At 67.0% G+C, this 25119-nt stretch carries 31 protein-coding genes and 1 pseudogene; 27 read left to right on the top strand and 5 right to left on the bottom strand.

The features are described 5' to 3' along the window. Window positions 1–228 precede the first annotated feature (228 nt). From rsxA to G3580_RS18730, 10 genes and pseudogenes are all read left to right on the top strand, one after another. Window positions 229–807, top strand: a complete 579-nt coding sequence (gene rsxA / locus G3580_RS18770) for an electron transport complex subunit RsxA (protein ID WP_173768132.1) — start codon at window positions 229–231, stop codon at window positions 805–807. Between the two features lie 11 nt (window positions 808–818). Then, window positions 819–1346, top strand: a complete 528-nt coding sequence (locus G3580_RS18765; RefSeq protein ID WP_173768129.1) for an RnfABCDGE type electron transport complex subunit B — start codon at window positions 819–821, stop codon at window positions 1344–1346. Further along, window positions 1265–1531 (top strand): annotated as a pseudogene (locus G3580_RS20420) (hypothetical protein); the annotation flags it as partial. The gene G3580_RS18765 and the pseudogene G3580_RS20420, both read left to right, overlap by 82 nt. 92 nt (window positions 1532–1623) lie before the next feature. Beyond that, complete coding sequence (rsxC, locus tag G3580_RS18760) at window positions 1624–2874, top strand: electron transport complex subunit RsxC (protein ID WP_323848014.1); 1251 nt, start codon at window positions 1624–1626, stop codon at window positions 2872–2874. Then, a complete protein-coding gene (locus G3580_RS18755; protein WP_173768127.1) occupies window positions 2871–3965 on the top strand; it encodes an RnfABCDGE type electron transport complex subunit D in 1095 nt (364 codons plus the stop codon). Before rsxC ends, G3580_RS18755 begins: the two co-directional genes overlap by 4 nt. 2 nt (window positions 3966–3967) lie before the next feature. Further along, window positions 3968–4615: an electron transport complex subunit RsxG gene (gene rsxG, locus G3580_RS18750; protein WP_173768125.1), complete on the top strand. Its 648-nt coding sequence runs from the start codon at window positions 3968–3970 to the stop codon at window positions 4613–4615. Continuing rightward, on the top strand, window positions 4612–5298 hold the full coding sequence (locus G3580_RS18745) for an electron transport complex subunit E (RefSeq protein WP_173768123.1): 687 nt from the start codon (window positions 4612–4614) through the stop codon (window positions 5296–5298). Before rsxG ends, G3580_RS18745 begins: the two co-directional genes overlap by 4 nt. A gap of 36 nt (window positions 5299–5334) precedes the next feature. Beyond that, a complete protein-coding gene (locus tag G3580_RS18740; RefSeq protein WP_173768121.1) occupies window positions 5335–5610 on the top strand; it encodes an RnfH family protein in 276 nt (91 codons plus the stop codon). Next, the gene (locus tag G3580_RS18735; RefSeq protein ID WP_228720717.1) at window positions 5597–5968 is read left to right on the top strand and encodes a hypothetical protein; all 372 of its coding nucleotides are present in this window, start codon (window positions 5597–5599) and stop codon (window positions 5966–5968) included. The genes G3580_RS18740 and G3580_RS18735 overlap by 14 nt, the downstream gene beginning before the upstream one ends. Window positions 5969–6175: 207 nt before the next feature. Continuing rightward, window positions 6176–7117 (top strand): GAF domain-containing protein, encoded by a 942-nt coding sequence (locus G3580_RS18730; protein ID WP_217424546.1) that lies wholly within the window; start codon window positions 6176–6178, stop codon window positions 7115–7117. Window positions 7118–7146: 29 nt separating this feature from the next. Here the strand turns inward: G3580_RS18730 and G3580_RS18725 are convergent, their stop codons facing one another. Then, window positions 7147–7377, bottom strand: coding sequence for a DUF2789 domain-containing protein (locus G3580_RS18725; RefSeq protein ID WP_173768119.1), 231 nt, complete (start codon window positions 7375–7377; stop codon window positions 7147–7149). Between the two features lie 413 nt (window positions 7378–7790). On the opposite strand from G3580_RS18725, the gene G3580_RS18720 reads away from it, so the two are divergent. Next, entirely contained in the window at window positions 7791–9470 is a 1680-nt protein-coding gene (locus tag G3580_RS18720) for a hypothetical protein (protein WP_173768117.1), read from the top strand. A 212-nt stretch (window positions 9471–9682) separates the two neighbouring features. Here the strand turns inward: G3580_RS18720 and G3580_RS18715 are convergent, their stop codons facing one another. Further along, window positions 9683–10288: an OmpW/AlkL family protein gene (locus G3580_RS18715; protein WP_173768115.1), complete on the bottom strand. Its 606-nt coding sequence runs from the start codon at window positions 10286–10288 to the stop codon at window positions 9683–9685. A 221-nt stretch (window positions 10289–10509) separates the two neighbouring features. Between G3580_RS18715 and nifE the strand changes: the two genes are divergently transcribed. The 9 genes from nifE to G3580_RS18670 all read left to right on the top strand — a co-directional run bounded on the left by nifE (window position 10510) and on the right by G3580_RS18670 (window position 16029). Beyond that, window positions 10510–11907, top strand: a complete 1398-nt coding sequence (nifE, locus tag G3580_RS18710; RefSeq protein WP_173768113.1) for a nitrogenase iron-molybdenum cofactor biosynthesis protein NifE — start codon at window positions 10510–10512, stop codon at window positions 11905–11907. A 119-nt stretch (window positions 11908–12026) separates the two neighbouring features. Continuing rightward, window positions 12027–13424, top strand: a complete 1398-nt coding sequence (gene nifN, locus G3580_RS18705; RefSeq protein ID WP_173768111.1) for a nitrogenase iron-molybdenum cofactor biosynthesis protein NifN — start codon at window positions 12027–12029, stop codon at window positions 13422–13424. Beyond that, on the top strand, window positions 13387–13860 hold the full coding sequence (locus G3580_RS18700; protein ID WP_173768109.1) for a NifB/NifX family molybdenum-iron cluster-binding protein: 474 nt from the start codon (window positions 13387–13389) through the stop codon (window positions 13858–13860). The genes nifN and G3580_RS18700 overlap by 38 nt, the downstream gene beginning before the upstream one ends. Beyond that, window positions 13857–14315 (top strand): SoxR reducing system RseC family protein, encoded by a 459-nt coding sequence (locus G3580_RS18695; protein ID WP_173768107.1) that lies wholly within the window; start codon window positions 13857–13859, stop codon window positions 14313–14315. The genes G3580_RS18700 and G3580_RS18695 overlap by 4 nt, the downstream gene beginning before the upstream one ends. Continuing rightward, a complete protein-coding gene (locus G3580_RS18690) occupies window positions 14308–14769 on the top strand; it encodes a NifX-associated nitrogen fixation protein (RefSeq protein WP_173768105.1) in 462 nt (153 codons plus the stop codon). The genes G3580_RS18695 and G3580_RS18690 overlap by 8 nt, the downstream gene beginning before the upstream one ends. Before the next feature lie 11 nt (window positions 14770–14780). Further along, window positions 14781–15005, top strand: coding sequence for a CCE_0567 family metalloprotein (locus G3580_RS18685; protein WP_173768102.1), 225 nt, complete (start codon window positions 14781–14783; stop codon window positions 15003–15005). Further along, entirely contained in the window at window positions 15002–15271 is a 270-nt protein-coding gene (gene fdxB / locus G3580_RS18680; RefSeq protein ID WP_173768100.1) for a ferredoxin III, nif-specific, read from the top strand. Before G3580_RS18685 ends, fdxB begins: the two co-directional genes overlap by 4 nt. Then, the gene (locus G3580_RS18675) at window positions 15271–15615 is read left to right on the top strand and encodes a hypothetical protein (RefSeq protein ID WP_173768098.1); all 345 of its coding nucleotides are present in this window, start codon (window positions 15271–15273) and stop codon (window positions 15613–15615) included. The genes fdxB and G3580_RS18675 overlap by 1 nt, the downstream gene beginning before the upstream one ends. A 3-nt stretch (window positions 15616–15618) precedes the next feature. Next, window positions 15619–16029: a hypothetical protein gene (locus G3580_RS18670; protein WP_173768096.1), complete on the top strand. Its 411-nt coding sequence runs from the start codon at window positions 15619–15621 to the stop codon at window positions 16027–16029. Window position 16030: 1 nt separating this feature from the next. On the opposite strand, the gene G3580_RS18665 is transcribed toward G3580_RS18670, so the two are convergent. After that, window positions 16031–16624 (bottom strand): glutathione S-transferase family protein, encoded by a 594-nt coding sequence (locus G3580_RS18665; RefSeq protein WP_173768094.1) that lies wholly within the window; start codon window positions 16622–16624, stop codon window positions 16031–16033. Continuing rightward, window positions 16621–17163 (bottom strand): pyridoxamine 5'-phosphate oxidase family protein, encoded by a 543-nt coding sequence (locus G3580_RS18660; protein WP_173768092.1) that lies wholly within the window; start codon window positions 17161–17163, stop codon window positions 16621–16623. Before G3580_RS18660 ends, G3580_RS18665 begins: the two co-directional genes overlap by 4 nt. A 106-nt stretch (window positions 17164–17269) precedes the next feature. On the opposite strand from G3580_RS18660, the gene G3580_RS18655 reads away from it, so the two are divergent. The 4 genes from G3580_RS18655 (at window position 17270) to nifS (ending at window position 21041) form a co-directional block, all read left to right on the top strand. After that, window positions 17270–18181: a LysR family transcriptional regulator gene (locus G3580_RS18655; RefSeq protein ID WP_173768090.1), complete on the top strand. Its 912-nt coding sequence runs from the start codon at window positions 17270–17272 to the stop codon at window positions 18179–18181. Window positions 18182–18373: 192 nt separating this feature from the next. Next, complete coding sequence (locus G3580_RS18650) at window positions 18374–18697, top strand: HesB/IscA family protein (protein ID WP_173768088.1); 324 nt, start codon at window positions 18374–18376, stop codon at window positions 18695–18697. 12 nt (window positions 18698–18709) lie between these two features. Continuing rightward, the gene (nifU, locus tag G3580_RS18645) at window positions 18710–19603 is read left to right on the top strand and encodes a Fe-S cluster assembly protein NifU (RefSeq protein ID WP_173768086.1); all 894 of its coding nucleotides are present in this window, start codon (window positions 18710–18712) and stop codon (window positions 19601–19603) included. Between the two features lie 229 nt (window positions 19604–19832). Beyond that, window positions 19833–21041, top strand: coding sequence for a cysteine desulfurase NifS (gene nifS, locus G3580_RS18640; RefSeq protein ID WP_173768084.1), 1209 nt, complete (start codon window positions 19833–19835; stop codon window positions 21039–21041). 61 nt (window positions 21042–21102) lie between these two features. Here the strand turns inward: nifS and G3580_RS18635 are convergent, their stop codons facing one another. Next, window positions 21103–21537, bottom strand: a complete 435-nt coding sequence (locus G3580_RS18635) for a hypothetical protein (protein WP_173768082.1) — start codon at window positions 21535–21537, stop codon at window positions 21103–21105. A 482-nt stretch (window positions 21538–22019) separates the two neighbouring features. On the opposite strand from G3580_RS18635, the gene gmk reads away from it, so the two are divergent. The 3 genes from gmk to G3580_RS18620 are packed head-to-tail and all read left to right on the top strand — an operon-like array spanning window position 22020 to window position 25104. After that, complete coding sequence (gene gmk, locus G3580_RS18630; protein WP_173768080.1) at window positions 22020–22634, top strand: guanylate kinase; 615 nt, start codon at window positions 22020–22022, stop codon at window positions 22632–22634. A 6-nt stretch (window positions 22635–22640) separates the two neighbouring features. Beyond that, entirely contained in the window at window positions 22641–22856 is a 216-nt protein-coding gene (gene rpoZ, locus G3580_RS18625) for a DNA-directed RNA polymerase subunit omega (protein WP_173768078.1), read from the top strand. A gap of 52 nt (window positions 22857–22908) precedes the next feature. Beyond that, window positions 22909–25104 (top strand): RelA/SpoT family protein, encoded by a 2196-nt coding sequence (locus tag G3580_RS18620; protein WP_407670948.1) that lies wholly within the window; start codon window positions 22909–22911, stop codon window positions 25102–25104. Window positions 25105–25119 lie beyond the last annotated feature (15 nt).

Genomic DNA, 25119 nt, shown 5'->3' with positions numbered 1-25119 from the left:
TTAGCAGAAAGCATGCCGCGCCATGCCCCGCGCGGGATCCGGGCCGAGCGGCGATGTTGCGACGCAAAACCCACGGGTGCCGTGTCGGGTTTGCGACATTGTGGCAAGCGCGCCCGGCACTGTCGTGGTGCGCCGCGGCATAAAGCCCTGTTAACGAGATGGTTTTTGTGGTGCATGTCGCTTGGCACAGCTCATGCAACGTCGAGGGCGACACCCGGAGCCATCGCCATGAATGACATCCTGCTATTCATCCTCTCGACCGCCCTGGTCAACAACGTCGTGCTGGTCAAGTTCCTCGGCCTGTGCCCGACCATGGGCGTGTCGCGCAAGATGGACAGCGCGCTGGGCATGGGCATGGCCACCACCTTCGTGCTCACGCTCGCGGCGGCGGCCTCGTGGATGCTCGAGAACTGGCTGCTGAAGCCCTTCGGCCTGGGCTACCTGCGCATCCTCACCTTCATCCTCGTGATCGCCTCGGTGGTGCAGTTCACCGAGATGTTCGTCAAGAAGACCAGCCCGGCGCTGTACCAGTCGCTGGGCATCTACCTGCCGCTCATCACGACCAACTGCGCGGTGCTGGGGGTGGCCCTGCTCAATGTCGCCGAGCACGCCGGCTTCTTCCGCAGCCTGCTCTACGGCTTCGGTTCCGCGGTGGGCTTCTCGCTGGTGCTGGCGATTTTCGCCGGCCTGCGCGAGCGCATCGCCCTGGCGCGGGTGCCCGCCGCCTTCGCCGGCGCGCCCATCGCCTTCGTCACCATCAGTCTCCTGGCCCTGGCCTTCATGGGCTTTTCGGGCATGAAAGTGTAGGAGGACCGGACATGTTTGCCGCCGTCGCCAGCCTGACCCTTCTCGGTGCCGCCCTGGGCGTCCTGCTCGGTCTGGCCAACCGCCTGCTCCGTGTCGAGGGCAACCCGATCGTCGAGGAGCTGGTGGACATGATGCCCGGCTCCAACTGCGGCCAGTGCGGCTTTCCCGGCTGCACCGGCGCGGCCGAGGCGATCGTGGACGGCGCTGCTCCGGCCACCTGCTGCCCGCCCGGCGGCAAGGCGCTGGCCGCCGCCATCGCCGCCAAGCTCGGGCTCAGCGTCGACCTGAGCGGCCTGGCGGACGACGGCCCGAAGATCGCCGCCGTGGCCGAAGAGCTGTGCATCGGCTGCTGCCGCTGCAGCAAGGTGTGCCCCACCGATGCCATCGTCGGCGCCGCCAAGCAGATCCACAACGTGATGCGCGACGCGTGCACCGGCTGCGAGGCCTGCGTGGCCAAATGCCCCACCGAGGCGCTGGCCATGCGCCCGGTGCCGGTGACCCTGCAGCACTGGGTCATGCCCAAGCCGGCGCTGGCCTGAGGAGCGCGACCATGGGATTCATGAACCGCTTCAAGGCCTTTCGCGGACCGGACTGGGGCGTGCACCCCGACGACCGCAAGCGCCCCGCCGCCGATGCGCCGACCCGGGTGATGCCGGTGCCCGAGGTGCTCTACCTGCCCCTGCAGCAGCACCTGGGCGCGCCGGCGCGGCCGATCGTGAGGGTCGGTCAGGCGGTGAAGAAGGGCGAGCGCCTGGCCGACCCGGCCGGCATGATCTCGGCCCCCTCCATGCGCCCACCTCCGGCACCGTCACCGCCATCACCGAGATCACCGCGCCCCATCCGTCGGGCCTCACCCTGCCGGCGATCGTGCTCAGCGCCGACGGCGAGGACGCCTGGGGGCCGCTCACGCCCTGCGACGATCCCTTCGCGCTCGACCCGGACGAGATCGCCCGGCGCGTGCTCGACGCCGGCATCGTCGGCCTGGGCGGCGCCGCCTTTCCCTCGGCGGTCAAGCTCGGCGGCGCGCGCAAGGCCGGGGTGCACACCCTCATCATCAACGGCGGCGAATGCGAGCCCTACCTGTCCTGCGACGATCGCCAGATGCGCGACGACGCGGCGCAGATCGTCGACGGCATCGTGCTCATGCTGCGTGCCACCGGCGCCGGCACCGCGCGGGTGGGCATCGAGGACAACAAGCCCGAGGCCATCGCCGCCATGCGCGCGGCGGCCGCGGTGCAGCCGGCGGTGCAGGTGTGCCCGGTGCCGGCGCGCTATCCCATGGGCTCGGAGAAGCAGCTCATCGGCGTGCTCACCGGCATCGAGATGCCGGCCGACGGCCGCCCCGCCGACATCGGCGTGGTGGTGCACAACGTGGGCACGGCCCGCGCGGTGCGCGCCGCGGTGGTCGAGGGCAAGCCGCTGATCGCCCGCCTGGTCACCCTCAACGGCAACTGCATGAAGGCGCCGGGCAACATCGAGGTGCGCCTGGGCACCCTGGCCGAGGCGGTGATCGCCTTCGCCGGCGGCCTCAAGGGCGAAGGCGTGGGCCTGGCGCGCCGGGTGCTCGGCGGCCCCATGATGGGCCAGCAGATGCCCCACTGGCGGGTGCCGGTGGTCAAGGGCACGAGCGGCATCCTGGCGCTGGACGCCGACGAGGTGGCCGCCCAGGCGCCCGACCCGTGCATCCGCTGCGGCAGCTGCGTGCAGGCCTGCCCGGCCGGCCTGCTGCCGCTGGAGATGAGCGCGCGCATCCGCAACGACGCCCTCGCCGAGGCGGTGGACATCGGCCTCAAGGACTGCATCGCCTGCGGTTGCTGCGCCTTCGTGTGCCCCTCGCGGATTCCGCTGGTGCAGTACTTCGTCCATGCCAAGGGCGAGCTGGCCGCGCAGGAGCGCGCCCGGCTGCGCACCGACGCCACCCGGAAACTGGCCGAACAGAAGCGCGAGCGCGTCGAGCGCGACAAGCGCGAGAAGGCCGAGGCCGCGGCGCGGCGCAAGGCCGAGCGCGAGGCCCGGGAGGCCGCCGCCCGACCGGCCGCCACCCCCGCCGAGGGGGTGTCGGCATGAACCCGCTCGCCCTCACCGACACCCCGGTCGCCTCGCCGCACGCCCACGGGGGCGGCTCGGTCGGGCGCACCATGCGGCGGGTGCAGCTGGCGCTGGTGCCGGCCACCCTGTTCGGCTTCTGGCTCTACGGCTGGCCGGCCTTCTTCCTGTGGAGCGCCACCATCGCCGCCTGCCTCGGCTGGGAGGCCCTGTGCCTGCGCCTGGCCGGCGCGCGCGCCGTGCGCGCCACCCTGTGGGACGGCTCCGCCGCGCTCACCGGCTGGCTGCTGGCGATGACGCTGCCGCCCTGGGCGCCGTGGTGGATCGCGGTGGTCGGCGGCTTCGTCGCCATCGTCATCGGCAAGCAGGTGTTCGGCGGTCTGGGGCAGAACGTGTTCAACCCCGCCATGGTGGCGCGGGTGGCGCTGCTGGTGTCCTTCCCGGTGCCGATGACCACCTGGGTGCAGCCGCTGTCGGTCATGCACGCCGCCGCGCCCGATCTGCTCGAGGGCCTGCGCATCTTCCTCGGCCTCCATCCGGTGCCCGACGCGATCACCAGCGCCACCCTGCTCGGCCATGCCAAGACCGAGCTGGCGCGCGGGGTCGATCTGTTCGCGGTCATGGGCCAGGGGGGCGACCTGGTGAGCTGGACCGGGCTGCGTCCGGGCAGCCTGGGCGAATCGTCCACCCTGCTGCTGGCCGGCGGCGGCCTGTTCCTGCTGCTCGGCGGGCTGATCTCCTGGCAGGTGCCGGTGGCGGTGCTGGCGGGGCTGGCGGTGCCGGCGGGCATCGCCCACGCCATCGATCCGGGGCACTACCTGGCGCCCGAGGTGCATCTGCTCTCCGGCGCGGCCATGCTCGGCGCCTTCTTCATCGCCACCGACTATGTGAGCTCGCCGAACACCCGCGCCGGGCAGCTGATCTTCGGTTTCGCCATCGGCGTGCTGGCGTGGATCATCCGCAGCTTCGGCGGCTACCCGGAAGGGGTGGGCTTTTCGGTGCTGCTCATGAACGCGATGACGCCGATCATCGACCGCTACGTGAAGCCGCGCATCCTCGGGCGCGACCGGCGTGGCCGGCCCCTCGACATCCCGGCGCGGGAGGCGAGCTGAGCATGCACGATCCTGTCCAATCCCCGGTCGAACCCGTGGCCCCCGCGCTCGCCGCCCGCGAGGCGCTGGTGCCGGGCGTCATGCTCGGCATCGTCGCGCTGCTGGCCAGCGGTGCGCTGGCGCTCGCCTCCCGGCTCACCACCGGGCCGATCGCGGCCGCGGAAGCCAACGACCTGCGCCAGTCGCTCATCGAGGTGCTGCCCGCCGGCTTTGCCGACAACGACTTTCTCCACGACACCGTGCGCGTGACCGGCGAGGGCGGGGCGGTGACCGTGTATCGCGCCCGCAAGGGCGGCGCGGTGGACGGCGCCATGTTCCAGGTGTCCGGCTACGGCTATTCGTCCGACGTGCAGCTGATGATGGCGGTGGACCTGAGCGGCCGCATCCTCGGCGTGCGCGTGCTCAAGCATGCGGAGACGCCGGGCCTGGGCGACCGCATCGAGATCGCCAAGTCGACGTGGATTCTCGGCTTCGACGGCCACTCGCTGGACGACCCCAAGCCTGCCCGCTGGGCGGTGAAGAAGGACGGCGGCGCGTTCGACCAGCTCACCGGCGCCACCATCACCCCGCGGGCGGTAGTCAAGGCGGTCAAGGGCGGGCTGCTGTTCTTCGAGGCGCACCGCCAGCAGATTCTGGGAGACCCCCGATGAGCACCGGTTATTCGCGTATCCTCCGCGAGGGCGTGTGGGACAACAACGTGGTCATGGCGCAGATGCTGGCGCTGTGCCCCACCATGGCGGTGACCACCAGCGGCACCAACGGGCTGGGCATGGGCTTGGCGAGTACGGCGGTGCTGGTGGTCTCCAACGTGCTGGTGTCGATGATCCGCAACTTCGTCAGCACCGAAGTGCGCATTCCGGTGTTCATCGTCCTCATCGCCACCCTGGTCACCCTGGTGGACATGGTCATGAACGCCTGGCTGCACGACCTGTACAAGGTGCTGGGGCTGTTCATCGCGCTCATCGTGGTCAACTGCGCCATCCTCGGCCGCGCCGAGGCCTTCGCCGCGCGCGCCGGCGTGCTGCCCTCGCTGGTGGACGGGCTGGCCATCGGCCTGGGCATGACCGGCGCGATGACCGCCATCGGCCTGGTGCGCGAGTTTCTCGGCGCCGGCACCCTGTTCGCCCAGGCCTCCAACCTGCTCGGGCCGGCCTTCGGCTTTCTCGAGGTGAAGGTGCCCGGCTACGGCGGCGCCCTGCTCATGATTTTGCCGCCGGGGGCCTTCGCGGTGCTCGGCTTCATGCTCGCGGGCAAGCGCCTGATCGACGCCCGGCTCGACGCGCGCGCCGCGCGTGTCGCGCCAGCCGAGCCGGCGGATGCCGCCACCGCGTAGGGCGGCTTCGATCCCGCCCCAGATGAGGAACACGACATGCAGATCGGTGTGGCCTATTCCGAGCCCGGCCAGCAGGTGTGGATGACCCTCGAGGTGCCCGACGAGAGCACCGTGGCCGAGGCCATCGAGCGCTCCGGCGTCCTCCAGCAGTTCCCGCACATCGACCTGTCGGCGCAGAAGGTGGGCGTGTTCGGCCGCCTGGTGAAGCTCGACGCCGCGCTCAAGCCGGGCGACCGGGTCGAGATCTACCGCGCCATCATCTGCGACCCCGCCACCGTGCCGCGCAAGGACCAGGACGGTGACGACGATTGAGGACGACGGCGGCGCGGTGGCGCGCTGGGTCGCGGCGCGGGCCTTCGCCCCGGGCGAGGTGGACTGCGCCATCACCGTGATGCTCAAGATCCTCGACGGCAAATGCAGGATGGCGCCGGAAGAGAAGCGGGTGATGGCGCTGCTCTACGCGGCCACGCGCGCCCTGCCCGCGCAGCGCTTCGGCGCCGCGGCGCATGCCCTGATCGCCGAAGGGTGCGAACGCGAGGACGAGGCCTTCCGGCTGATGATCTACGAGCGCCGGGTGCTGGCCGAATCCATGCTCTCGCGGCCGGTGATGAAGGCCTTCAAGGCACGGATCCGGCGCGAGGGGCTGTTCGATCTGCCGGTGGCCGCATGAGGCTCGGCCTGTGCGAACGGCGGTGGACGGGCGTTCGGTGCGCCTGCGCGCACCGCGCTGGTGCGTCGAAGCCCGCGTTCGGTCTGCTCGATCCCGTCAATTGGCGGCCATTGCATGACATTGGCTGCATTTTGGCGTGATTTCGTCATATGACGATCGGCATGGATCTCGCTTCGGAATCCCCGGGATCGACGAAGGGAGAGGACCATGATGCGGACCTTCATTCGCGTGGTCGAGATCTGGACGCCATCGCGCGACGGCACCGTGCTCGAATTCCAGGACGGGCTCTACGGCGGCCTCGAGCACTTCCGCCTGGTGAGCGAGAAAGCCTGCTTCGGCTATGACGAGGGGCTGCCCGGCAAGGCCTGGGCGCAGCGCCACCCCATCGTCCTGCGCGATCTGCACGAATCCTACTTCGTCCGCAGCGAGGCGGCTGCCAACGCGGGGCTCACCTGCGCGGTGGCGCTGCCGATCTTCGCCGGCGACCTGCTGGCGGCGGTGGTGGTGTTCTTCTGTGGCGATGACGCCGCCCACGTGGGCGCCATCGAGCTGTGGCACAACGCCCCCGAGGTGTCGCTCGAAATGTCGCTGGTGGATGGCTACTTCGGTCACGCGGAGGGCTTCGAGTGGATCTCCCGCCACATCAGCTTCCGCCCCGGCTTCGGCCTGCCCGGCCTGGTGTGGAAGCAGCAGCTGCCCATCGTGATGGGCGACCTGGGCTACTCCACCCGCTTCCTGCGCGCCGAAGAGGCGCTCTCGGTCGGCATCAACAAGGGCATCGGCCTGCCCTCGCCCTACCTGGACGGCCAGCACTACGTGATCACCTTCCTGTCCGCGCTGGGCACGCCCATCGCCCACCGCTTCGAGGTGTGGGTGCCCGACGCCGCCCACAAGACCCTGGTGTTCGAAGGCGGCGACTGCGACCGCAGCCCCGGCTTCGACCACGACCACTACTTCGTGCGCATCGAGTCCGGCCAGGGCGCGCTGGGCAACGTGCTGCGCACCGGCCGGCCGCAGATCGGCCATCACGTGGGCGAAGGCAGCGACCCCATCGCCCGTTCGGCACAGCGGGCCACGCTGGACGCGGTGGTGGCCGTGCCCGTCCTGCATGGCGGCCGGCTCACCGCCGTGGCCGCCATGTACTTCTGAACGGGCCGGCGCGGCCCGAACGGCGCGGCTCAGTGCAGCTCGGCGTTGAGCTCGTCGATCACCATCGCCCAGTCCGCATCCTCCACCCACTCCTCGCGCAGGAAACTGGCCTGCGAAGGCGTCCAGAACGGCGCCTCGGCCAGACGCATGCCGTCCGGCAGAGGCCGATGGGTCTCGATGAACTGGCCGATCGAAATCGCGTCGCTGGGCAGACCCAGCTGCGCGAACAGGCTGCTCATGCTGTGAACCGGTTTTTCCATGGGATACCTCCTGTCGATCGTTCGCCGGGGCGACCACCGGCACTCGCCGACACCCGCCCCTTCTGCCTCCAGTCTAGTCCGTCCGGGGCGGATTTGTGGTGTGGGGGGAAATGGTTTGGTGAGGTTGAACGCATTCCATCGTAGGGTGGCGCAGCGGCCGAAACGGACGGAACAGGAACCGGAGCATCGAGCGGCGGAACGGCCAACCAAGTCGCCGTCGGAGAAATTTTCACCCCATTAACATATGCAAAGCGCTTGCATGGCCCCGCGTTGTGCTTACAATCGTCGTATCTATCGGTTGTACCGGTGGCCATGCTCAGCGCGGTCTTTATTTCCGCAATGTCGCAGCCGCCGGACATGGGCTTAAGAAGTCGGCGGAGAAATGTTTTTTGTTCGCGGACATAGGAAACCAAATGGCGAACGAACCTTTGATATTTGGTCAGCAAATCGACACCCTTTCAACCCTTGTTGAAGAGGGTGCTAGAGCAACTGCTCAAAACGTCGCGAGATTTATTGAACCAGCTCCTGGGACACTAAGACGGGCAAAATCAAAACGGCACCATCTGATCTTTGGCCGTCGTGGCTCCGGAAAGAGCAGCCTGCTCCTTAAAGCAGGAGATGAGCTAGAGAAGGCAAACCACCCGATTGCTATCGTTGATCTTGAGCCATTCAAGGGGCACCATTATCCGGATGTACTTCTTTCCGTATTGATTGCAACGCTCCTCAAATACGAACTCTGGCTAATCGACCACAAAAGAGGAAATAGATTTAGAGAGCTTGCTAAGCGGCTGCAATTTTGGAAAAGGAAAGACCCCGTAACTGTTGCGACTTTGCATCAAGAAATTTCAAAGGAAATTTCAGCACTTAGGGAGCAGCTTCATTTGGCAGACGATGCGGGACTGCGCACGACAACCGCACACGCTCGCAATGAAGATTGGGAGAGAAGATCTAGGGGCAAAGCTGGAGTCAGTGATGACTTGGTTGCCGCTGAAATTGAGCAAGAAATTGCAGCACGGGTTGCTGCAAATTCCACAATGGAGGTGGTCGAGGAATCGAAGCGATCAAAAAGTGATTATCTTCTCAGGCACATTATCGACTATCAGCGAATCTTTCGAGAGTTATCTCGTGTCTCCGGATACTCGAGTTACTTGTTCTTAGATGATCTATACCATTTAAAGAGAGAGGATCAAGCCAGTATTCTTGATTACTTTCACAGGATTGCGAAAAATAACAACCTTTGGCTCAAAATCGGAACTATAAAAAATAGATCAAATTGGTACCGGCACGACCCTCAACCGCTAGGTCTAAAGATTGGAGATGATGCAGATGACATTAATCTTGATCTGACGCTAGAGAAATTTTCGTCAGCCCGTGGATTTCTTCTTAAAATTTTGAACTCATATGCCAACGATGCGGAAGCTCCGAAGGTCAGAGACTTCGTGGCTGATGGCGGCGTAGATAGGCTTGTTATTGCTTCTGGTGGTGTTACTAGGGATTTTTTAGGCCTTTTTCGCCGTTCCATTGATGAAGCCAGGGAGCGCTTAACTCAGACTCCAGATCACGCTCGTGGACCAAAGATGGGGGCTGAGGATGTGAATGTTGCAGCTGGAAGCTATGGAGAAACAAAACGCGAGGAATTTGAGCGTGATACGTTGGAAGATAGGGCGCGGCTAGAGCAGATGTTTGAAAAAATCAAAGCTTTTTGCCTGGAAAAGAATAAAGCAAATGTCTTCCTAGTTGACCAAGAGGCGACTGATGAGATGCACGACACTATTCAGGAGTTGGTCGACTTGCGGTTGATTCATCAAATTCGCTCGAGGGTCACTGAGAAAACTCGCACCGGAAAGGTGTTCAGAGCTCTTCTGCTGGATATTAGTCAATACACAGGAGAGCGGATGAGGAGAGATATTGAAATGATTGAATTTTGGAGGCCAGATAACAAGGAAATTTTGCGGAAAGCAAAATATATTTTTGATCCAAATCAAACATTGGAGGAAATTCAAATTTCCGCAAAAGCAGACAGGAAGAAGGTTGTTGAAGAAACTAAAACTAAGGAATTTGACGATCAAATATCAATGGATTTTGGAGATTGACGGATTCTGTAAGAAAGCCCGGGTAGGGCGCAATAACCTTAGGGCATTGCGCCGGATGGCATTCCAGATCGCCTTTCCCGTCGCCTGACACCTTCCGAAAAACACTCCCAACCGTCAACAAAAGCGGGGCGCCGAGGCGCCCCGAAGTGTCAACCGGGTGGCGGGTGGAGGGAGGGGACGACCCGAGCCGGTTGGCGGAGAGAACGGTGGTGTCAGAAGCGGTAGCCGACGCCGACGCCCACGAGCCACGGGTCGATGTCCAGGTGGGTCAGCTTGGAGCCGTTCAGTTCCACGTCGGTGCCCATCTTGATCTTCTTCACGTCCACGTTGAGGTACCACTGGTCCGCGAGTTTGACGTCCATGCCCACTTGCAGGGCGAGGCCGACGCTGTCGTTTTCGGTCTTCAGGCCCATGACCAGGTCGTCATTGGTGAACAGGGTGTAGTTCACGCCGATGCCGACGTAGGGGCGGAACTTGGCTTCGGGCATGAAGTGGTACTGCACCAGCAGGGTCGGCGGCAGTTGTTCGACGGTGCCCAGCTTGGTGCCGTTGAGGGACACGTTGTGTTCCTGCGGGTAGGTGAGCACCAGCTCGGCGGCGATGTTGGGGGTGAAGAAGTAGCTGATGTCCACTTCCGGGATCAGCTTGTCGCTGACATGGATGTCGTCCTTGCCGGCCAGGCCGGGGATGGCGTCCGACTTGTTGGCGGTGTTGATGTTGACGGCGCGGGCACGGACCATCCAGTTGCCTTCGGACTGGGCCAGGGCGGGCACGGCCAGGCCGGCGGCGATCAGGGCGACAAGGAGTTGCTTCTTCATGATTGACCTCGTGTGCATCAGGGAAAACGGAATGGCGGCGACTTTAACCCTTTTGTAACGATGGTTATTGATCCGGATCAATCTGGCTCGGGCGATGCGATGGGGTTTGTGCGCTTTGTCGTGTTTGCGACACCGCGCCCGGCGCGGTAAACATCGAAAAATCAGTCACATGGCGTTGGCACTCAACTTGCTCAAGGTCTCCCGACACCGTGGAGAACGCCATGAAAGCCAGCGAGATCCAGGCCCTGCTCGACGAGCCGGCCTGCAGCCACAACACCAAGGAGAAGTCCGGCTGTGCCCGCCCCAAGCCCGGCGCGGCGGCCGGCGGCTGCTCCTTCGATGGTGCGCAGATCGCCCTGCTGCCCATCGCCGACGTGGCGCACATCGTGCACGGGCCGATCGCCTGCGCGGGGTCGAGCTGGGACAACCGCGGCACGCGTTCGTCGGGGCCGGCGCTGTACCGCATCGGCATGACCACCGACCTGTCGGAGACCGACGTGGTCATGGGGCGGGGCGAGAAGCGCCTGTTTCATGCCATCCGCCAGGCCATCGAGAGCTATGCGCCGGCGGCGGTGTTCGTCTACAACACCTGCGTCACCGCGCTGATCGGCGATGACGTGGACGCCGCCTGCCGGGCGGCGGCCGAGCGCTGGGGCGTGCCGGTGGTGCCGGTGGACGCGGCCGGCTTCTACGGCACCAAGAACCTGGGCAACCGCCTCGCCGGCGAGGCCATGTTCAAGCATGTGGTGGGCACCGCCGAGCCGGCGCCGGCGCCGCCGCGCATCGACGGGCGGCCCACGTGGGACATCAACCTCATCGGCGAATACAACATCGCCGGCGAGTTCTGGCATGTGCTGCCGCTGTTCGACGAGCTGGGCTACCGCGTCCTGTGCACCCTGTCGGGGGACGCCCGCTTCCACGAGGTGCAGACCATGCACCGCGCCCGCGCCACCATGGTGGTGTGCGCCAAGGCGCTGCTGAACGTGGCGCGCAAGCTCAAGGAGCAGCACGGCGTGCCCTTCTTCGAGGGCAGCTTCTACGGCATCGAGGACATGAACGCGGCGCTGCGCGGCTTTGCGCAGATGATCGGCGATGCGGACCTGATCGCCCGCACCGAGATCGTCATCGCCCGCGAAACGGCCGCGGCCAGGGCGTCGCTGGAGGCCTGGAAGCCGCTGCTCAAGGACAAGCGGGTGCTGCTCTACACCGGCGGGGTGAAGAGCTGGTCCATCGTCTCCGCCCTGCAGGACCTGGGCATGAAGGTGGTGGCCACCGGCACCAAGAAGTCCACCGAGGAAGACAAGGCGCGCATCCGCGAGCTGATGGGCGAGGACACCCAAATGATCGACGACGGCAGCCCCAAGGCGCTGCTGCAGGTCTATCACGACCACCGGGCCGACATCCTCATCGCCGGCGGGCGCAACCTCTACACCGCGCTCAAGGCGCGCATCCCCTTCCTGGACATCAACCAGGAGCGCGAATTCGCCTACGCGGGCTATGCCGGCATGGCCGAACTGGCCCGTCAGCTGGCCCTGTCGATGAACAGCCCGGTGTGGGAGGCGGTGCGCCGCCCTGCGCCCTGGGCGCAGGGCACCAGCGGTGCGCTGATGAGTGCGTGAGGCCATGATCATGCGCGAGAACGTCACCCGCGTAGGGCGGGTTTCAACCCGCCAGACCCGTGCCACCGCCGTTGGCCGGCTGAAGCCGGCCCTACGGATCCACGACATGGAGGCCTTCCATGGCTGAAATCCTCCACTCCAAGAAGGCGCTGGCGGTCAATCCGCTCAAGGTGAGTCAGCCGGTGGGCGCTTCGCTGGCCTTTCTCGGGCTGGCGCGGGCGGTGCCGCTGATGCACGGCTCGCAGGGCTGCACCGCCTTCGGCAAGGTGTTCTTCGTGCGCCACTTCCGCGAGCCGATTCCGCTGCAGACCACGGCCATGGACCAGGTGTCGACCATCCTGGGCGCGGACGACAACGTGGTCGAGGCGCTGCGCACCCTGTGCGAGAAGAGCCGCCCCGACGTGATCGGCCTGGTCACCACCGGGCTGTCGGAGACCCAGGGCACCGACATCCAGCGCAGCGTGCGCGAGTTTCGCGCCCGGCACCCCGAGTACGCGCCGGTGAGCGTGGTGCCGGTCAATACGCCGGACTACGTGGGCTGCTTCGAGTCCGGCTTCGCGCTCGCGGTGGAGGCCATCATCGACACCCTGGTGCCGGAGACGCAACTGGCGGGCCGGCGCCCCAGGCAGGTCAACGTGCTCGCCTCGGCCATGCTCACGCCGGGCGACATCGAGGCCATCCGCGAATGGATCGAGGCCTTCGGCCTGCGCGCCGTGGTGCTGCCCGACGTGGGCGACTCCCTCGACGGCCATCTCACCGAGCAGGCCCATTCGCCGCTGACCCTGGGCGGCACGCCGCGTGCCGAGATCGGCGTGATGGGCGAATCGGCCGCCACCCTGGTGATCGGCCCCTCGCTGTACAAGGCGGCCGACGCGCTCAAGGCGCGCACCGGCGTGCCCGACTGGCGCTTCGACCAGCTCATGGGCCTGGATGCCTGCGACGCCTTCACCCAGGCGCTGGCGCAGATCGCCGGCCGGCCGGTGCCCGAGCGCATCGACCGCCACCGCGCCCAGCTGCAGGACGCCATGGTCGATGCCCACTTCATGCTCGGCTTCGTGCGCGTGGGGCTGGCCGCCGACCCCGATCTGGTCGGGCAGATGGCTCATTTCCTCACCGGCATGGGCGCGCAGATCGTCAGCGCGGTGAGTCCGGCCAAGGGCCCGGCGCTGACCACGCTGCCCATCGACCAGGTGACCGTGGGCGATCTGGAAGACCTGGAAAAGGCGTGCCACAGCGGTGGCGCGCAATTGCTCATCGCCAATTCCCATGCGGCCGAGAGCGCGCGACGGCTCGGCCTGCCGTTGTTGCGCGCGGGCTTTCCGCAGTACGACCTGGTGGGCGGTTACGCCCGCACCTGGGTGGGCTACCGCGGCTCGCGGCAGGCCCTGTTCGACCTGGCCAATCTCGTGTTGGGAGCACACCATGAAATCGAACCCTATCGATCCATCTACCGTGAGCCCGAAGGCCACGGAGAAACCCATGACGGCACGGCGCCTGCAGCTGGCCTGGTCCATTAAGGCGGAGCCGGCCGTGACGCTGCGGGTCGCCTTCGCCAGCTCGGACCGCCAGCGGGTGGACCAGCATTTCGGCGCCGCCGAGGCCTTCGCCATCTACGAGGTGGCGCCCGGGCGCGCGAACCTGGTCGGTGTCGGCGAGTTCGCCACCGAGGCCATGGACGGCAACGAGGACAAGCTCGCCGCCAAGGTGGCCTTCCTCGACGGCTGCCAGGCGGTGTACGTGATGGCCGTCGGCGCCTCGGCGATCAAGCAGCTGCTCACCCGCGGCATCCAGCCCATCCGGGTGGGCGAGGTCGACGCCGTGCCGGCCCTGCTCGAAGAGCTGGCGTCGGCCATGCGGGACGGCGGCGTGGCCTGGGTGGACAAGGCGATCGCCGCCCGGACGCGCTCCGACGACCGCTTCGCGGACATGGCCGACGAAGGATGGGACGGATGAATGTCGAACGCCTCGCTCATGCCGGTGTGGTCCAGTCCGTCGACGGCGACCACGCGCTCGTGGTCATGGACACCGGCGGATGCGCCGCCTGCGGACACGGCAGCCACTGTGGCGTTGGCCAGATGGCTGCGGGCCGTGCCGCCACCGTGCTCCGGGTGCCTGCGACGCGCCCACTGCGCGCAGGTGAGCGGGTCACGGTGAGCGTGCCGGTCCATGCGCTCACCGTCTCGGCGGTGCTCGGCTACGTGCTGCCGGCCGTGGCCCTGCTCGTCGGCGCCGGGCTCGGCCAGGCCGCCGGCTCCGACCGCGCGGCGGTGCTCGGCGCCGCGGCCGGTTTCTTCGGTGCCATGGCCGCCGGACGCGCGCTGATGGCCGCCTTCCCCGCGCTGCGCGTGACCCCGCGCCTCGAATCCCCCCATGCCCCCCCTGTTCCCAAGGAGTTTTCCCATGACTGACGCTGTTGCCGCCGATCCGATTCTGGAGACGGATTTCATCAAGGAGATGACGCGCCAGATGCGCGCGCTGGACACCTACGGCACCTATGCCGGCTACTCGGTCGAGCAGCTGCTCGACCCCTTCGTGCTCACCCGCGAGAAGAAGGCCGAGATCCCCATCGTCGGCGATCCGGACGAGCTGACCCTGGCGCGGGTGAAGTGCTTCTACAACGCCATCGCGGTGCTCATCGAGAAGGAATGCGGCCAGCTGGCCGTGCCCCTGATCCACCTGACCCACGAGGGCTTCGGCCGCGCACTGATCACCGTCGGCTACCTGGTGGCCATCGACAAGACCCTGCGCGACGTGCATCGCTTCGGCTTCGCCAGCCTGTCGAAGATGAAGGACGAGGCCGACAAGCTGCTGTCGGTGGCCATCGAGCGCATCGGCAAGCACCCCGACGTGGCCGGCATGTAAGGAGCGCACCGATGACGGACGAAGAACTCAAGGGACTCGAGAAGGCGGTGCGCAAGCTCAAGCGCATCGCCGCCGAGCGCGCCTCCGAGCTGCACGACCTGGTCGAGGATCGCCTGCCGGCGGCCTATGACGACATCCCCCTCATCGCCCAGTCCACCTACGACGCCTGCAAGGCATGGGCCGATGCCAACACGCGCCTGCAGGCGGTGCTTAGTGAGACGACGAGCAGATCATGATCACCGGAACGACCCGCGGCGGCGAAGAATGGACGCCGCACTTCGTCGAGGCCCTGGACCAGGAAAAGTGCATCGGCTGCGGCCGTTGCTACAAGGTTTGCCCGCGCACGGTGCTCGATCTGGTCGAGCGCGAGCTCGACGACGATGACGACGACGAAGACGACAACATGATGGTGATGAGCATCGCCAACGGCCTGGACTGCATCGGTTGCGGCGCCTGTGGCCGCGTGTGCCCGAAGAACTGCTACACCTACGCGGCGGCCTGATGGGCATCGCCGCCGACCGGGACGTGGGCGAGGCGGTGTGCGCCGCGCTGCGTGCGCAGGTGCGCCGGGTCGGGCTGTCGATCGGCGACGAGCCGGTGTGGCAGGCCGCCACGGTGGACATGACGCGCGACCCGTATTCGCAGGAGTCGAGCCTGGTGGCCACCTGGCGCGGTGGGGCGCGCTTCGGCACCGCCACCTTCTTTCCCGACGGGCGGGTCTTTGCCGAATACCAGGTGTTGCTGCCGCATCCGCGCCGCGACGGCCAGTTCGTCGAGGCGGTGCAGGTGTGGGGGATGCCCGACGCCCTGTGCGGCGACGCGGTGCTGGTCGCCCTGCCGGAGTAGCCCGTGGGCGCACGCCTGATCCTCCTGCACAAGCAGAAGACCAGCGCCATGGTGCGCTTCCTGTGTCTGCCCGGAGGGCTGCTGGCATTCCCACCGATGCCGGCCGGCGCCCGCCTGCGCGAGGCGGACTGGGCGCCGGCGGTGGCGGTGCATCCGGCGCCGCACCTGGCGGCGGCGGCCGAGCGCCTGGGCCTGCCGGCCGAGGCCATCGAGGCCGAAGGCGGGTTTCGCGCCTGGCTCGACACCTCCGAAGGCGACGTGCCGGTGCTCATGGGGGTGTTCACCGCCATCGACCCGCCGGTCGAGGCGGTGGCGCGCGCCGGGGGCCGCTTCATTCCCATGATGGAGGCGCGCGCGCTCAGCCATCTCGACCAGCAGCTGATCCGGCGCGCCTACGAGCATGTGCTCGGCTGAGTCACACCCCCGGCATCGGCCGGAACCCCGGTAGCGCCTTGATGCGCCCGATCCAGGCGCGGATGCGCGGATAGGGCGCCAGCGCCACGCCGCCTTCGGGCGCCAGCGCCACATAGGGCATGACCGCGCAGTCGGCGATGGTGGGGCGGTCGAGGGCGAGCCAGTCGTGGTGTGCCAGGTGGCCCTCGATCAGCGCCAGGATGTGCTCGGCGCGGCGCACCGCCTCGGCCTTGTCGAGCGCGATGCCGAACTTGTCCACCAGGCGCGCCGCGCCGGGGCCGTTCTGGATCTCGTTGGCGGCGGTGGACAGCCACTGCGCCACGCGCGCCTGGTCGGTCGGTTCGGTCGGCCACCAGTCGGTCTTGCCGTACTTGCCCGCCAGATAGACGAGGATCGCCTGCGAGTCGCGCAGCACCACTTCGCCGTCCTCGAGGACGGGCAGCTGGCCCCAGGGATTGAGCGTGATCAGCGGCGCGCGCTTGTGCTCGCCACCGAGGAAATCCACCGGCACGACCTCGATGGGGATGTTCGTGAGGGCGGCGAACAGGCGCACCTTGTAGCAGTTGCCGGACAGTTCCAGATCATGGAGTTTCATGGGGTCTCCTCAGGGGTGGGCCCCGTGCGGGGCGAAATGTATTGGCTGCAGTTCCAGTCGAAGGCCTTCACGTCGAGCACCATCACGCGCTCGAAGGGCTGATCCGGCGGCACCGCGAGGGCGTCGAGCAGGTCGAAATCGGCCGCTTCGCGCGGCACCACGCGGATCTGCGCGAGCAGCTTGAGGCGCCGGCGGGCGTTGTAATCGACCATGATCAGCGCGGCCCGGGGCTCGTCGCCCAGGTTGCCCACGCTCACGTACTGGCGGTTGCCGGGATAGTCGGCAAAGGCCAGGGTGTGCTCGTCGAGGATGCGCAGGAAGCCGGTGTGGCCGCCGCGGTGCTGCACATGCGGCCAGCCGGTGGCGCCGACCGTGGCCAGATAGAAGCTGTCGCGCGCGGCGATGAAGCGGCGCTCGCGCTCGCCCAGCGCCAGGGGCGGTAGCGGGTCGGCTGGCGGGCTCAGGGGCTGGCCGTTGAGCGCCTGCTGGGTGTCGCGCACCTGCGGCGTGAAGGCCAGTCGGGCGAAATGCGGATTCATGACGACTCCCGGGAATGGACTGGCGATCATCTTCATCCATGCGGATGAATGAATAAATACGCCGTTTCGGATTTTATTAGTGCGTTATACGAACTAATATGCCGCCATGGACAAGCTCAAGGCCATGGATGTCTTCGTGCACATCGTCGAGGCGGGCAGCCTCACCGGGGCGGCCTCGCGCCTGGGGACCTCGCTCGCCTCGGTGGTGCGTCAGCTCGCCGCGCTCGAGGCTGTGCTCGGGGTACGCCTCATCAACCGCACCACCCGGCGCATGGCGCTGACCGACGAGGGCCGCGAGTACGTGGAGCGCTGTCGCCGCCTGCTTGGCGAACTGGAGGATGCCGAGCGCGCGCTGACCGACCGGGTGCATGCGCCCACCGGCCGTATCGTGATGACCGCGCCGGTCCTGTTCGGGCGCCTGCACGTGGCGCCGGTGCTCAGCGATTTCCTCCTGGCGCATCCGCAGATGCGCGCGGAGCTGATCCTGCTCGACCGGGTGGTGGATCTGGTGGAGGAGGGCTTCGATCTGGCGCTGCGCATCGGCCCGCTGCCCGATTCCTCGCTGGTGGGCATCGCGGTGGGCGAGACGGCGCGGACGCTGTGCGCCAGCCCGGCGTATCTGGCACGGCACGGCCGCCCGGCCCATCCGCAGGCGCTCGCCGCCGATGCGGGCACCCACCAGATGGTGGGCTTCACCGGCTTCGGCGCGGTGGGCGAATGGACCTTCGTGCGCGACGGCGAACGCCACCGGGTGCGGGTGTGCGAGCGCTTCGTCACCAACCAGGTGCCGGCGGCGCTCGACGCCTGCGCCAAGGGCCTGGGGATCGGCCGCTTTCTCGGCTACCAGGTGGCCGACGCCATCGCCGCCGGCACCCTGGAGCCGGTGCTGGCCGACTGGGCGCCCGCGCCGGAACCGGTGCATCTGCTCATGCCCTCCGCCCGGCTCACGTCACCGCGGGTGCGTGCCTTCGTCGATTGGGCGGTGCCGCGCCTGCGCTCGGTGCTCGCCGGCGCCTGAACCCGCGCTGCGCCCGTCGGGATGTTGCGGTGCGACAAGGCGGCCGCACGCAGCGCCCCATTGTCGTAAAGACGACACACCTTCCGCGCGCTTGAATGTGATCCAGTGCCCTGAAAAACAAGGGGAAAGTTGGATTCATTCGATCAGGCACAGCCCTTGCAGGTGATCGGCATCAACCCTCGGAGACCGATCATGATCAACCTGACACCTGCGGCCATCAAGGCCGTCGAACGCTTCATCCGTGGTTCCGAAACGCCCGTGGCGGGCCTGCGCCTGGTCGTGTCGGGGGGCGGCTGTTCCGGCCTGCAGTACGGCATGAAACTCGAGGCCGAAAAGGCCGAGGACGACTGGGAGCTGGACGTCGAGGGCATCAAGGTGCTGGTGGACCCGATGACCATGCCCATGGTCGACAACGTCACCATCGATTTCATCGACACCCTGACGCACACCGGCTTCAAGTTCGAGAACCCGAACGCGGCCGGCAGCTGCGCCTGCGGCCAGTCCTTCTCTGTCTGACGGGAGAGCATCATGTGGGAATACTCGGACAAGGTGCGCGAGCACTTCTTCAATCCGCGCAACTCCGGACCGCTCGATGCGGCCAACGGCATCGGCGACGTCGGCTCGATCCAGTGTGGTGACGCCCTGCGCCTGATGCTCCAGGTCGATCCGGAGACGGAGGTCATCCAGGACGCGCACTTCCAGACCTTCGGCTGCGGTTCGGCCATCGCCTCGTCCTCGGCGCTGACCGAGATCATCAAGGGCATGACCCTCGACGAGGCGCTCAAGGTGTCGAACCAGGACATCGCCGACTATCTCGACGGCCTGCCGCCGGAGAAGATGCACTGCTCGGTGATGGGCCGCGAGGCCCTGCAGGCCGCGGTGGCCAACTACCGGGGCGAGGTGTGGGAGGACGACCACGAGGAAGGCGCGCTGGTGTGCAAGTGCTTCGCCATCGACGCGGTGATGATCGAGGACACCATCCGCGCCAACAACCTCAAGACGGTGCAGGACGTGACCCACTACACCAAGGCGGGCGGCGGCTGCGCGGCCTGCCATGAAGGCATCGAGGACATCCTCGCCAGGGTCATGGCCGAGTCGGCCAGCGGCGCGGAAGTGTCGCCGCCGACCGAAGCCGAAGCGGGGGTGGCGGCCGCGGCACCGGCGAAGAAACTCACCCTGGTGCAGAAGATCAGGAAGATCGAGGAGGTGCTCGAAGAAGTGCGCCCGATGCTGCAACGCGACCATGGCGACGTCGAGCTGGCCGACGTGCAGGGCAAGATGATCTACGTCCACCTCAAAGGCGCCTGTTCGGGCTGCATGATGGAGGCGGCGACGCTGGGCGGCATCCAGCAGAAGATGATCGAGGCGCTGGGCGAACTGGTGCAGGTGCTGCCCTCGTCGCACATGCCGGTCGAGGCCTGAAGATGGAGAAGAAGGCCCCCACGCTCGCGATGCTCGCTGCCCCCCGAGGGGGCTGCGCCGCCCTTGGGGCGGCCCGGCGGTCGGCGCGGTCGGCCCCCACGCTCGCGATGCTCGCTGGCTCCCGAGGGGGCTGCGCTGCCCTTGGGGCGGTCCGGCGGGTGGCGCGGTCGGTTCCTACGCTCGCAGCCGCCATCCAGGGCGGTTTTTAGGACGGTCGGAGAAAGACATCATGAAACCCATCTACCTCGACAACAACGCGACCACCCGGGTCGATCCGGCGGTGGTCGAGGCCATGCTCCCCTTCTTCACCGAGCATTTCGGCAACGCGTCGTCCATGCACGCCTTCGGCTCGCAGGTCGGCCGCGCGCTCAAGACCGCGCGGGGCCAGGTGCAAGCGCTGATCGGCGCCGAGCATGACTCGGAGATCATCTTCACTTCCTGCGGCACCGAGTCGGACGCCACCGCCATCCTCTCCGCCCTCAAGGCGCAGCCGGAGCGCAACACGGTGATCATCACCGCCGTCGAGCATCCGGCCATCCTCAGCCTGGGCGAATGGCTGGAGAAGGAAGGCGTCGTCGTGCACAAGCTCGGGGTGGACAAGAAGGGCCGCATCGACATCGACGAGTACAAGTCGATGCTGCACGACCGGGTGGCGGTGGTCTCCGCGATGTGGGCCAACAACGAGACCGGGACCCTCTTCCCGGTGGAGCAAATGGCCGAGATCGCCCACGCCAAGGGCATCATGTTCCACACCGATGCGGTGCAGGCGGTGGGCAAGATCCCCATCGACCTGAAGAACACCAAGATCGACATGCTGTCGTTGTCGGGCCACAAGCTGCATGCGCCCAAGGGCATCGGTGTGCTCTACCTGCGGCGTGGTTGTCGCTTCCGCCCGCTGCTGCGCGGCGGCCACCAGGAACGCGGTCGCCGGGCCGGCACCGAGAACGCCGCTGGCATCGTCGCGCTGGGCAAGGCCTGCGAGCTGGCGCAGGCGCATCTGGAGGTGGAGAACACCCAGGTGCGTGCGCTGCGCGACCGGCTCGAACAGGGCATCCTGGGCCAGATCAGCCACTGTTTCGCCACCGGCGACACGAGCAACCGGCTGCCCAACACCAGCAACATCGCCTTCGAATACATCGAGGGCGAGGCCATCCTGCTGCTGCTCAACAAGCTGGGCATCGCCGCCAGTTCCGGGTCGGCGTGCACCTCCGGGTCGCTGGAGCCCTCGCACGTGATGCGCGCCATGGGCATTCCCTACACCGCGGCCCACGGCACCATCCGCTTCTCGCTGTCGCGCGAGAACACCGCCGAGGAGGTGGATCGGGTGATCGCCTCGGTGCCGCCGATCATCGATCAGCTGCGCAAGCTGTCACCGTACTGGAACGGCGACGCGCCGGCCGCGTCGCCCGAGGCGGCGTTCGCGCCCACCTACGCGTGAGTTCGAACCGCCAAAAGCAAAAACCCCGGCACGTGCCGGGGTTTTTCGTCTGGGGGGCGCCTCAGGCGCCCAGTTCGTAACGCAGCAGGCCGCGTTTGCCGGAACCCAGTTTCATCGCATGCTCTTCGGTGTTGGCGCCGGAGCGCAGCTGGAGGCGATATTCGCCGGCCGGCAGCGGGCCCAGGGTGATGTTGCCGTGGGCGCGCGCGAGCAGGATGCGGCGGCCTTCGCTGTCCATCACTTTCACCTGGATGGGCTTCTCGCCCACTTCCTTGGCGGCGGTCAGGGACGGGCGCAGCTTGAGGGGGAACAGTTCGGGCTCGCCACCGTCTTCGCGCAGGCGTGCCTGACGCTTGCCGGCGGGGCTGCTCATGGAGGCGTTGTCGATCATGCTGGTGTTGATGGCGGCGGCAGCGCTCGCGGCGGCCGGGACGGCCAGAGCCACGGCGGCGGTGCCGAGAATCTTGCGAACGTTCTTGTCCGATTTACTGCTCATTGATCACTCCAGTTCGGTCGCGCACACCGGGGTGGCGTGTGGCGACCCGAGACACAGACGGCGGAAAGATGGGGGTGATCCTTCCGATTGCAACCCCCGATTCGTGCATCGTTCGCGGATGTGACTCGTGGCCATTCACGAAGTTCGCGCTCGGGTTGTAATTTTTTTCGACAGCCGGGGGCGCCGTCGACCGGGGCGGCGAGGGGGCCGCGAAGGCGACGCGGGCGCGTGTCGTCACGGCCGTCGATTCACCCGGAACGGCGATGGCGCCGCAGCCAAGTGAAACGCGTATTGTAATCGTTTCGCGTGTGTTTGCGGGTATTTGTGACGATAAAACCGGCTTTTTCGTGGCCATGCCGGCCGGGGGGCGTGGCGGGCCGCGGTCCGTCGCGACGCCCGCGCCGTGCCCGGCGCGCCCTGTCTCCGGGCGGGGCATTCCGCTAGACTTGGCGTTTCTGTCGTCAACGCGGAATCGAGCGCGCATGCCAGGGACCCTCATCATCGTCACGGCGCCGTCGGGCGCCGGCAAGACCACCCTCGTCCAGGGGCTGCTCAAGGCCGACACCGGCGTGCAGCTGTCCGTGTCCTACACCACGCGCGCGCCGCGTCCGGGCGAGGCGGACGGGCGCGAATACCGTTTCGTGGACATCAACCGCTTTCGCGAGCTGCGCGACGCGGGCGAGTTTCTCGAGTGGGCCGAGGTGCACGGCAACTACTACGGCACCTCCAAGGCCTGGCTACGCAGCGAGCTCGACGCCGGGCGCGACACCCTGGTGGAGATCGACTGGCAGGGGGCGCAGCAGGTGCGCAAGATGTTCCCTGAGTCGGTGGGCATCTTCATCCTGCCCCCGTCCATGGATGAACTGGAGCGCCGCCTGCGTGGTCGTGGCACCGACAGCGAGGAAGTCATCATCCGCCGCTTGCTCGGCGCGCGCGGGGAGATGCGCCACGTGTCGGAGTTTGATTACGTTATAATTAACAACGAATTGCCTGACGCGCTTGAGGATCTGGTGGCTGTCGTGCGTGCCGCCCGGCTTCGCTACGCCAACCAGCATGCGCGCCATCCCTCGTATTTCGATTTCCTTGAAAAGGACTGACCGTTCATGGCCCGTATTACCGTCGAAGATTGTCTGAAGAGAATCCCGAACCGCTTCCAGCTGACCCTGGCGGCGACCTACCGCGCCCGCCAGCTCACCGTCGGCAATGAGCCGCAGGTGGAACTGGACAAGTCCGACAAGGACAAACCCACTGTGATCGCCCTGCGCGAAATCGCGGCCGGCAAGGTGGGGCTGGAAGTCCTGAACCGGGGGCAGGCCTGATTCCCTGTCCGGGGAATCGGGGCCGGGACGATCGTGAATGAGGTCACCTTCCGTGGATATCGGTCGTCCCATCCCCGCACCATTCGCACCGCCCGCCTCCAGCGTCCCGACGCTGGACTTCGAGCGGCTGCGCAAGAAGATCGCCACCTATCTGCGGCCCGAAGACGTGGGCCGCATCGAGAACGCCTACTACTTCTCGCGTAACGCGCACCAGGGCCAGTACCGCACCAGCGGCGAGCCCTACATCACCCACCCGGTCGCGGTGACCGAACTGGTCGCCGAGTGGCACCTGGACTCCCAGGCCCTGATGGCCGCGCTCCTCCACGACGTGATGGAGGACACCTCGGTGACCAAGGAGGAGCTGACCGAGCGCTTCGGCAAGCAGACCGCCGAGCTGGTCGACGGGCTCTCCAAGCTCGACAAGATCGAGTTCCGCTCCCAGGAAGAGGCGCAGGCGGAGAACTTCCGCAAGATGCTGCTGGCGATGGCCTCGGATCTGCGGGTCATCCTCATCAAGCTGGCCGACCGCCTGCACAACATGCGCACGCTCGACTACGTGCGCCCGGCCAAGCGCCGCCGCATCGCCACCGAAACCCTCGAGATCTACGCGCCCATCGCCAACCGCCTGGGCCTGAACCAGCTCTACCGCGAACTGCAGGAGCTGTCCTTCATGCACAAGCACCCGATGCGCTATCAGGTGCTGTCCAAGGCGGTGAAGGCGGCGCGCGGCAACCGCCGCGAGCTGGTGGGCAAGGTGCTCACGGCGCTCGAGGGGCGCCTGCCCCAGTGGGGCATCTCGGCGGAGATCCAGGGGCGCGAGAAACACATCTACGGCATCTACCGCAAGATGGTGGAGAAGCACCTGACCTTCTCCCAGGTGCTGGACATCTACGGCTTCCGGGTCATCGTGCCCGACGTGCCGTCCTGCTATCTGACCGTCGGCGCGCTGCACGCGCTGTACAAGCCGGTGCCGGGCAAGTTCAAGGACTACATCGCCATCCCCAAGGCGAACGGCTACCAGTCGCTGCACACCACCCTGATCGGCCCCTACGGCACGCCGGTGGAGGTGCAGGTGCGCACCCGCCAGATGCATCACGTGGCCGAGTCGGGGGTGGCCTCGCACTGGCTCTACAAGGACGACGAGTCGAGTCTGTCCGAACTGGCGCAGAAGACCCATTCCTGGCTGCAGTCGCTCATCGAGCTGCAGTCGGCCTCCGCCGAGGCCACCGAATTCCTCGAACACGTGAAGATCGACCTGTTCCCGAGCGAGGTCTACGTGTTCACACCGCAGGGCCACATCCTGTCCCTGCAGCGCGGCTCGACGCCGGTGGATTTCGCCTACGCGGTGCACACCGACATCGGCAACCGCTGCGTGGCCTGCCGCGTCAATGGCGAGCTGGTGCCCCTGCGCAGCGAACTGCGCAACGGCGATCAGGTGGAGATCATCACCGCCGCCCATGCCGGCCCGAATCCGGCCTGGCTCAGCTATGTGCGCACCGGCAAGGCGCGTGCGCAGATCCGTCACTTCCTCAAGACCGCGCAGCAGGACGAGGCGGTGACCCTGGGCGAACGCCTGCTCAACCAGGCCCTGCGCCCGCACGGACTCACCCTGGGGCAGATCTCCACCTTCGCCTGGGACCGCTTCCTGCGCGACCGTGGGGTGCGCGCCCGGCGCGAGGTCTTCGCCGACCTGGGCCTGGGCAAGCGCCTGCCGGTGATCGTGGCGCGGCGGCTGGCCGAGGCCCAGGACATGGAGTCGGGGCGCCCCGACGTGATCAAGCCCAAGCCGGCCGGCGCGGTGCTCATCCGCGGCTCCGAGGGCGCAGCGGTGCAGCTGGCGCGCTGCTGTCACCCGATCCCCGGCGACGAGATCATCGCCGCGGTGCGCAAGGGCCAGGGCCTGGAGGTGCATGTGCACGACTGCCCGGCGGTGTCGCGCCTGCGCGGCGATCGCGGGCGCTGGATCGACGTGGGCTGGGAGCCGGTGGACGACCGCCTGTTCGAAGTGGCGATCCGGGTGGTGACCATCGACAACCGCGGCGTGCTCGCCAAGGTGGCTTCGGCCATCTCCGAGGCCGAAGCCAACATCCTCAACGTGACCATGGATTCGGAGCAGGCGCCCTACACGGTGCTCACCTTCAACATCGAGGTGGCCGACCGCAAGCACCTGGCCCGCGTCATCCGCCATGTGCGGGTTCAGCCCGCGGTGACCCGGGTGTCGCGTCAAAAGGCTGAAATCAAACGGTAAATTGCCTTGGGGGCT

The organism is Nitrogeniibacter mangrovi (genome assembly GCF_010983895.1).
In the GTDB taxonomy this organism is placed as follows: domain Bacteria; phylum Pseudomonadota; class Gammaproteobacteria; order Burkholderiales; family Rhodocyclaceae; genus Nitrogeniibacter; species Nitrogeniibacter mangrovi.
The sequence above is the reverse complement of the archived record's forward strand: the minus strand, read 5'-3'. Positions and strand labels throughout refer to the sequence as shown.

Excerpts from the sequence above, each read along its gene's own strand:
- rsxA (WP_173768132.1), top strand. The coding sequence starts at position 229 with ATGAATGACATCCTGCTATTCATCCTCTCGACCGCCCTGGTCAACAAC.
- G3580_RS18765 (WP_173768129.1), top strand. The coding sequence starts at position 819 with ATGTTTGCCGCCGTCGCCAGCCTGACCCTTCTCGGTGCCGCCCTGGGC.
- G3580_RS18755 (WP_173768127.1), top strand. The coding sequence starts at position 2,871 with ATGAACCCGCTCGCCCTCACCGACACCCCGGTCGCCTCGCCGCACGCC.
- rsxG (WP_173768125.1), top strand. The coding sequence starts at position 3,968 with ATGCACGATCCTGTCCAATCCCCGGTCGAACCCGTGGCCCCCGCGCTC.
- G3580_RS18745 (WP_173768123.1), top strand. The coding sequence starts at position 4,612 with ATGAGCACCGGTTATTCGCGTATCCTCCGCGAGGGCGTGTGGGACAAC.
- G3580_RS18740 (WP_173768121.1), top strand. The coding sequence starts at position 5,335 with ATGCAGATCGGTGTGGCCTATTCCGAGCCCGGCCAGCAGGTGTGGATG.
- G3580_RS18730 (WP_217424546.1), top strand. The coding sequence starts at position 6,176 with ATGATGCGGACCTTCATTCGCGTGGTCGAGATCTGGACGCCATCGCGC.
- G3580_RS18725 (WP_173768119.1), bottom strand. The coding sequence starts at position 7,377 with ATGGAAAAACCGGTTCACAGCATGAGCAGCCTGTTCGCGCAGCTGGGT.
- G3580_RS18720 (WP_173768117.1), top strand. The coding sequence starts at position 7,791 with ATGGCGAACGAACCTTTGATATTTGGTCAGCAAATCGACACCCTTTCA.
- G3580_RS18715 (WP_173768115.1), bottom strand. The coding sequence starts at position 10,288 with ATGAAGAAGCAACTCCTTGTCGCCCTGATCGCCGCCGGCCTGGCCGTG.
- nifE (WP_173768113.1), top strand. The coding sequence starts at position 10,510 with ATGAAAGCCAGCGAGATCCAGGCCCTGCTCGACGAGCCGGCCTGCAGC.
- nifN (WP_173768111.1), top strand. The coding sequence starts at position 12,027 with ATGGCTGAAATCCTCCACTCCAAGAAGGCGCTGGCGGTCAATCCGCTC.
- G3580_RS18700 (WP_173768109.1), top strand. The coding sequence starts at position 13,387 with ATGACGGCACGGCGCCTGCAGCTGGCCTGGTCCATTAAGGCGGAGCCG.
- G3580_RS18695 (WP_173768107.1), top strand. The coding sequence starts at position 13,857 with ATGAATGTCGAACGCCTCGCTCATGCCGGTGTGGTCCAGTCCGTCGAC.
- G3580_RS18690 (WP_173768105.1), top strand. The coding sequence starts at position 14,308 with ATGACTGACGCTGTTGCCGCCGATCCGATTCTGGAGACGGATTTCATC.
- G3580_RS18685 (WP_173768102.1), top strand. The coding sequence starts at position 14,781 with ATGACGGACGAAGAACTCAAGGGACTCGAGAAGGCGGTGCGCAAGCTC.
- fdxB (WP_173768100.1), top strand. The coding sequence starts at position 15,002 with ATGATCACCGGAACGACCCGCGGCGGCGAAGAATGGACGCCGCACTTC.
- G3580_RS18675 (WP_173768098.1), top strand. The coding sequence starts at position 15,271 with ATGGGCATCGCCGCCGACCGGGACGTGGGCGAGGCGGTGTGCGCCGCG.
- G3580_RS18665 (WP_173768094.1), bottom strand. The coding sequence starts at position 16,624 with ATGAAACTCCATGATCTGGAACTGTCCGGCAACTGCTACAAGGTGCGC.
- G3580_RS18660 (WP_173768092.1), bottom strand. The coding sequence starts at position 17,163 with ATGAATCCGCATTTCGCCCGACTGGCCTTCACGCCGCAGGTGCGCGAC.
- G3580_RS18655 (WP_173768090.1), top strand. The coding sequence starts at position 17,270 with ATGGACAAGCTCAAGGCCATGGATGTCTTCGTGCACATCGTCGAGGCG.
- G3580_RS18650 (WP_173768088.1), top strand. The coding sequence starts at position 18,374 with ATGATCAACCTGACACCTGCGGCCATCAAGGCCGTCGAACGCTTCATC.
- nifU (WP_173768086.1), top strand. The coding sequence starts at position 18,710 with ATGTGGGAATACTCGGACAAGGTGCGCGAGCACTTCTTCAATCCGCGC.
- nifS (WP_173768084.1), top strand. The coding sequence starts at position 19,833 with ATGAAACCCATCTACCTCGACAACAACGCGACCACCCGGGTCGATCCG.
- G3580_RS18635 (WP_173768082.1), bottom strand. The coding sequence starts at position 21,537 with ATGAGCAGTAAATCGGACAAGAACGTTCGCAAGATTCTCGGCACCGCC.
- gmk (WP_173768080.1), top strand. The coding sequence starts at position 22,020 with ATGCCAGGGACCCTCATCATCGTCACGGCGCCGTCGGGCGCCGGCAAG.
- rpoZ (WP_173768078.1), top strand. The coding sequence starts at position 22,641 with ATGGCCCGTATTACCGTCGAAGATTGTCTGAAGAGAATCCCGAACCGC.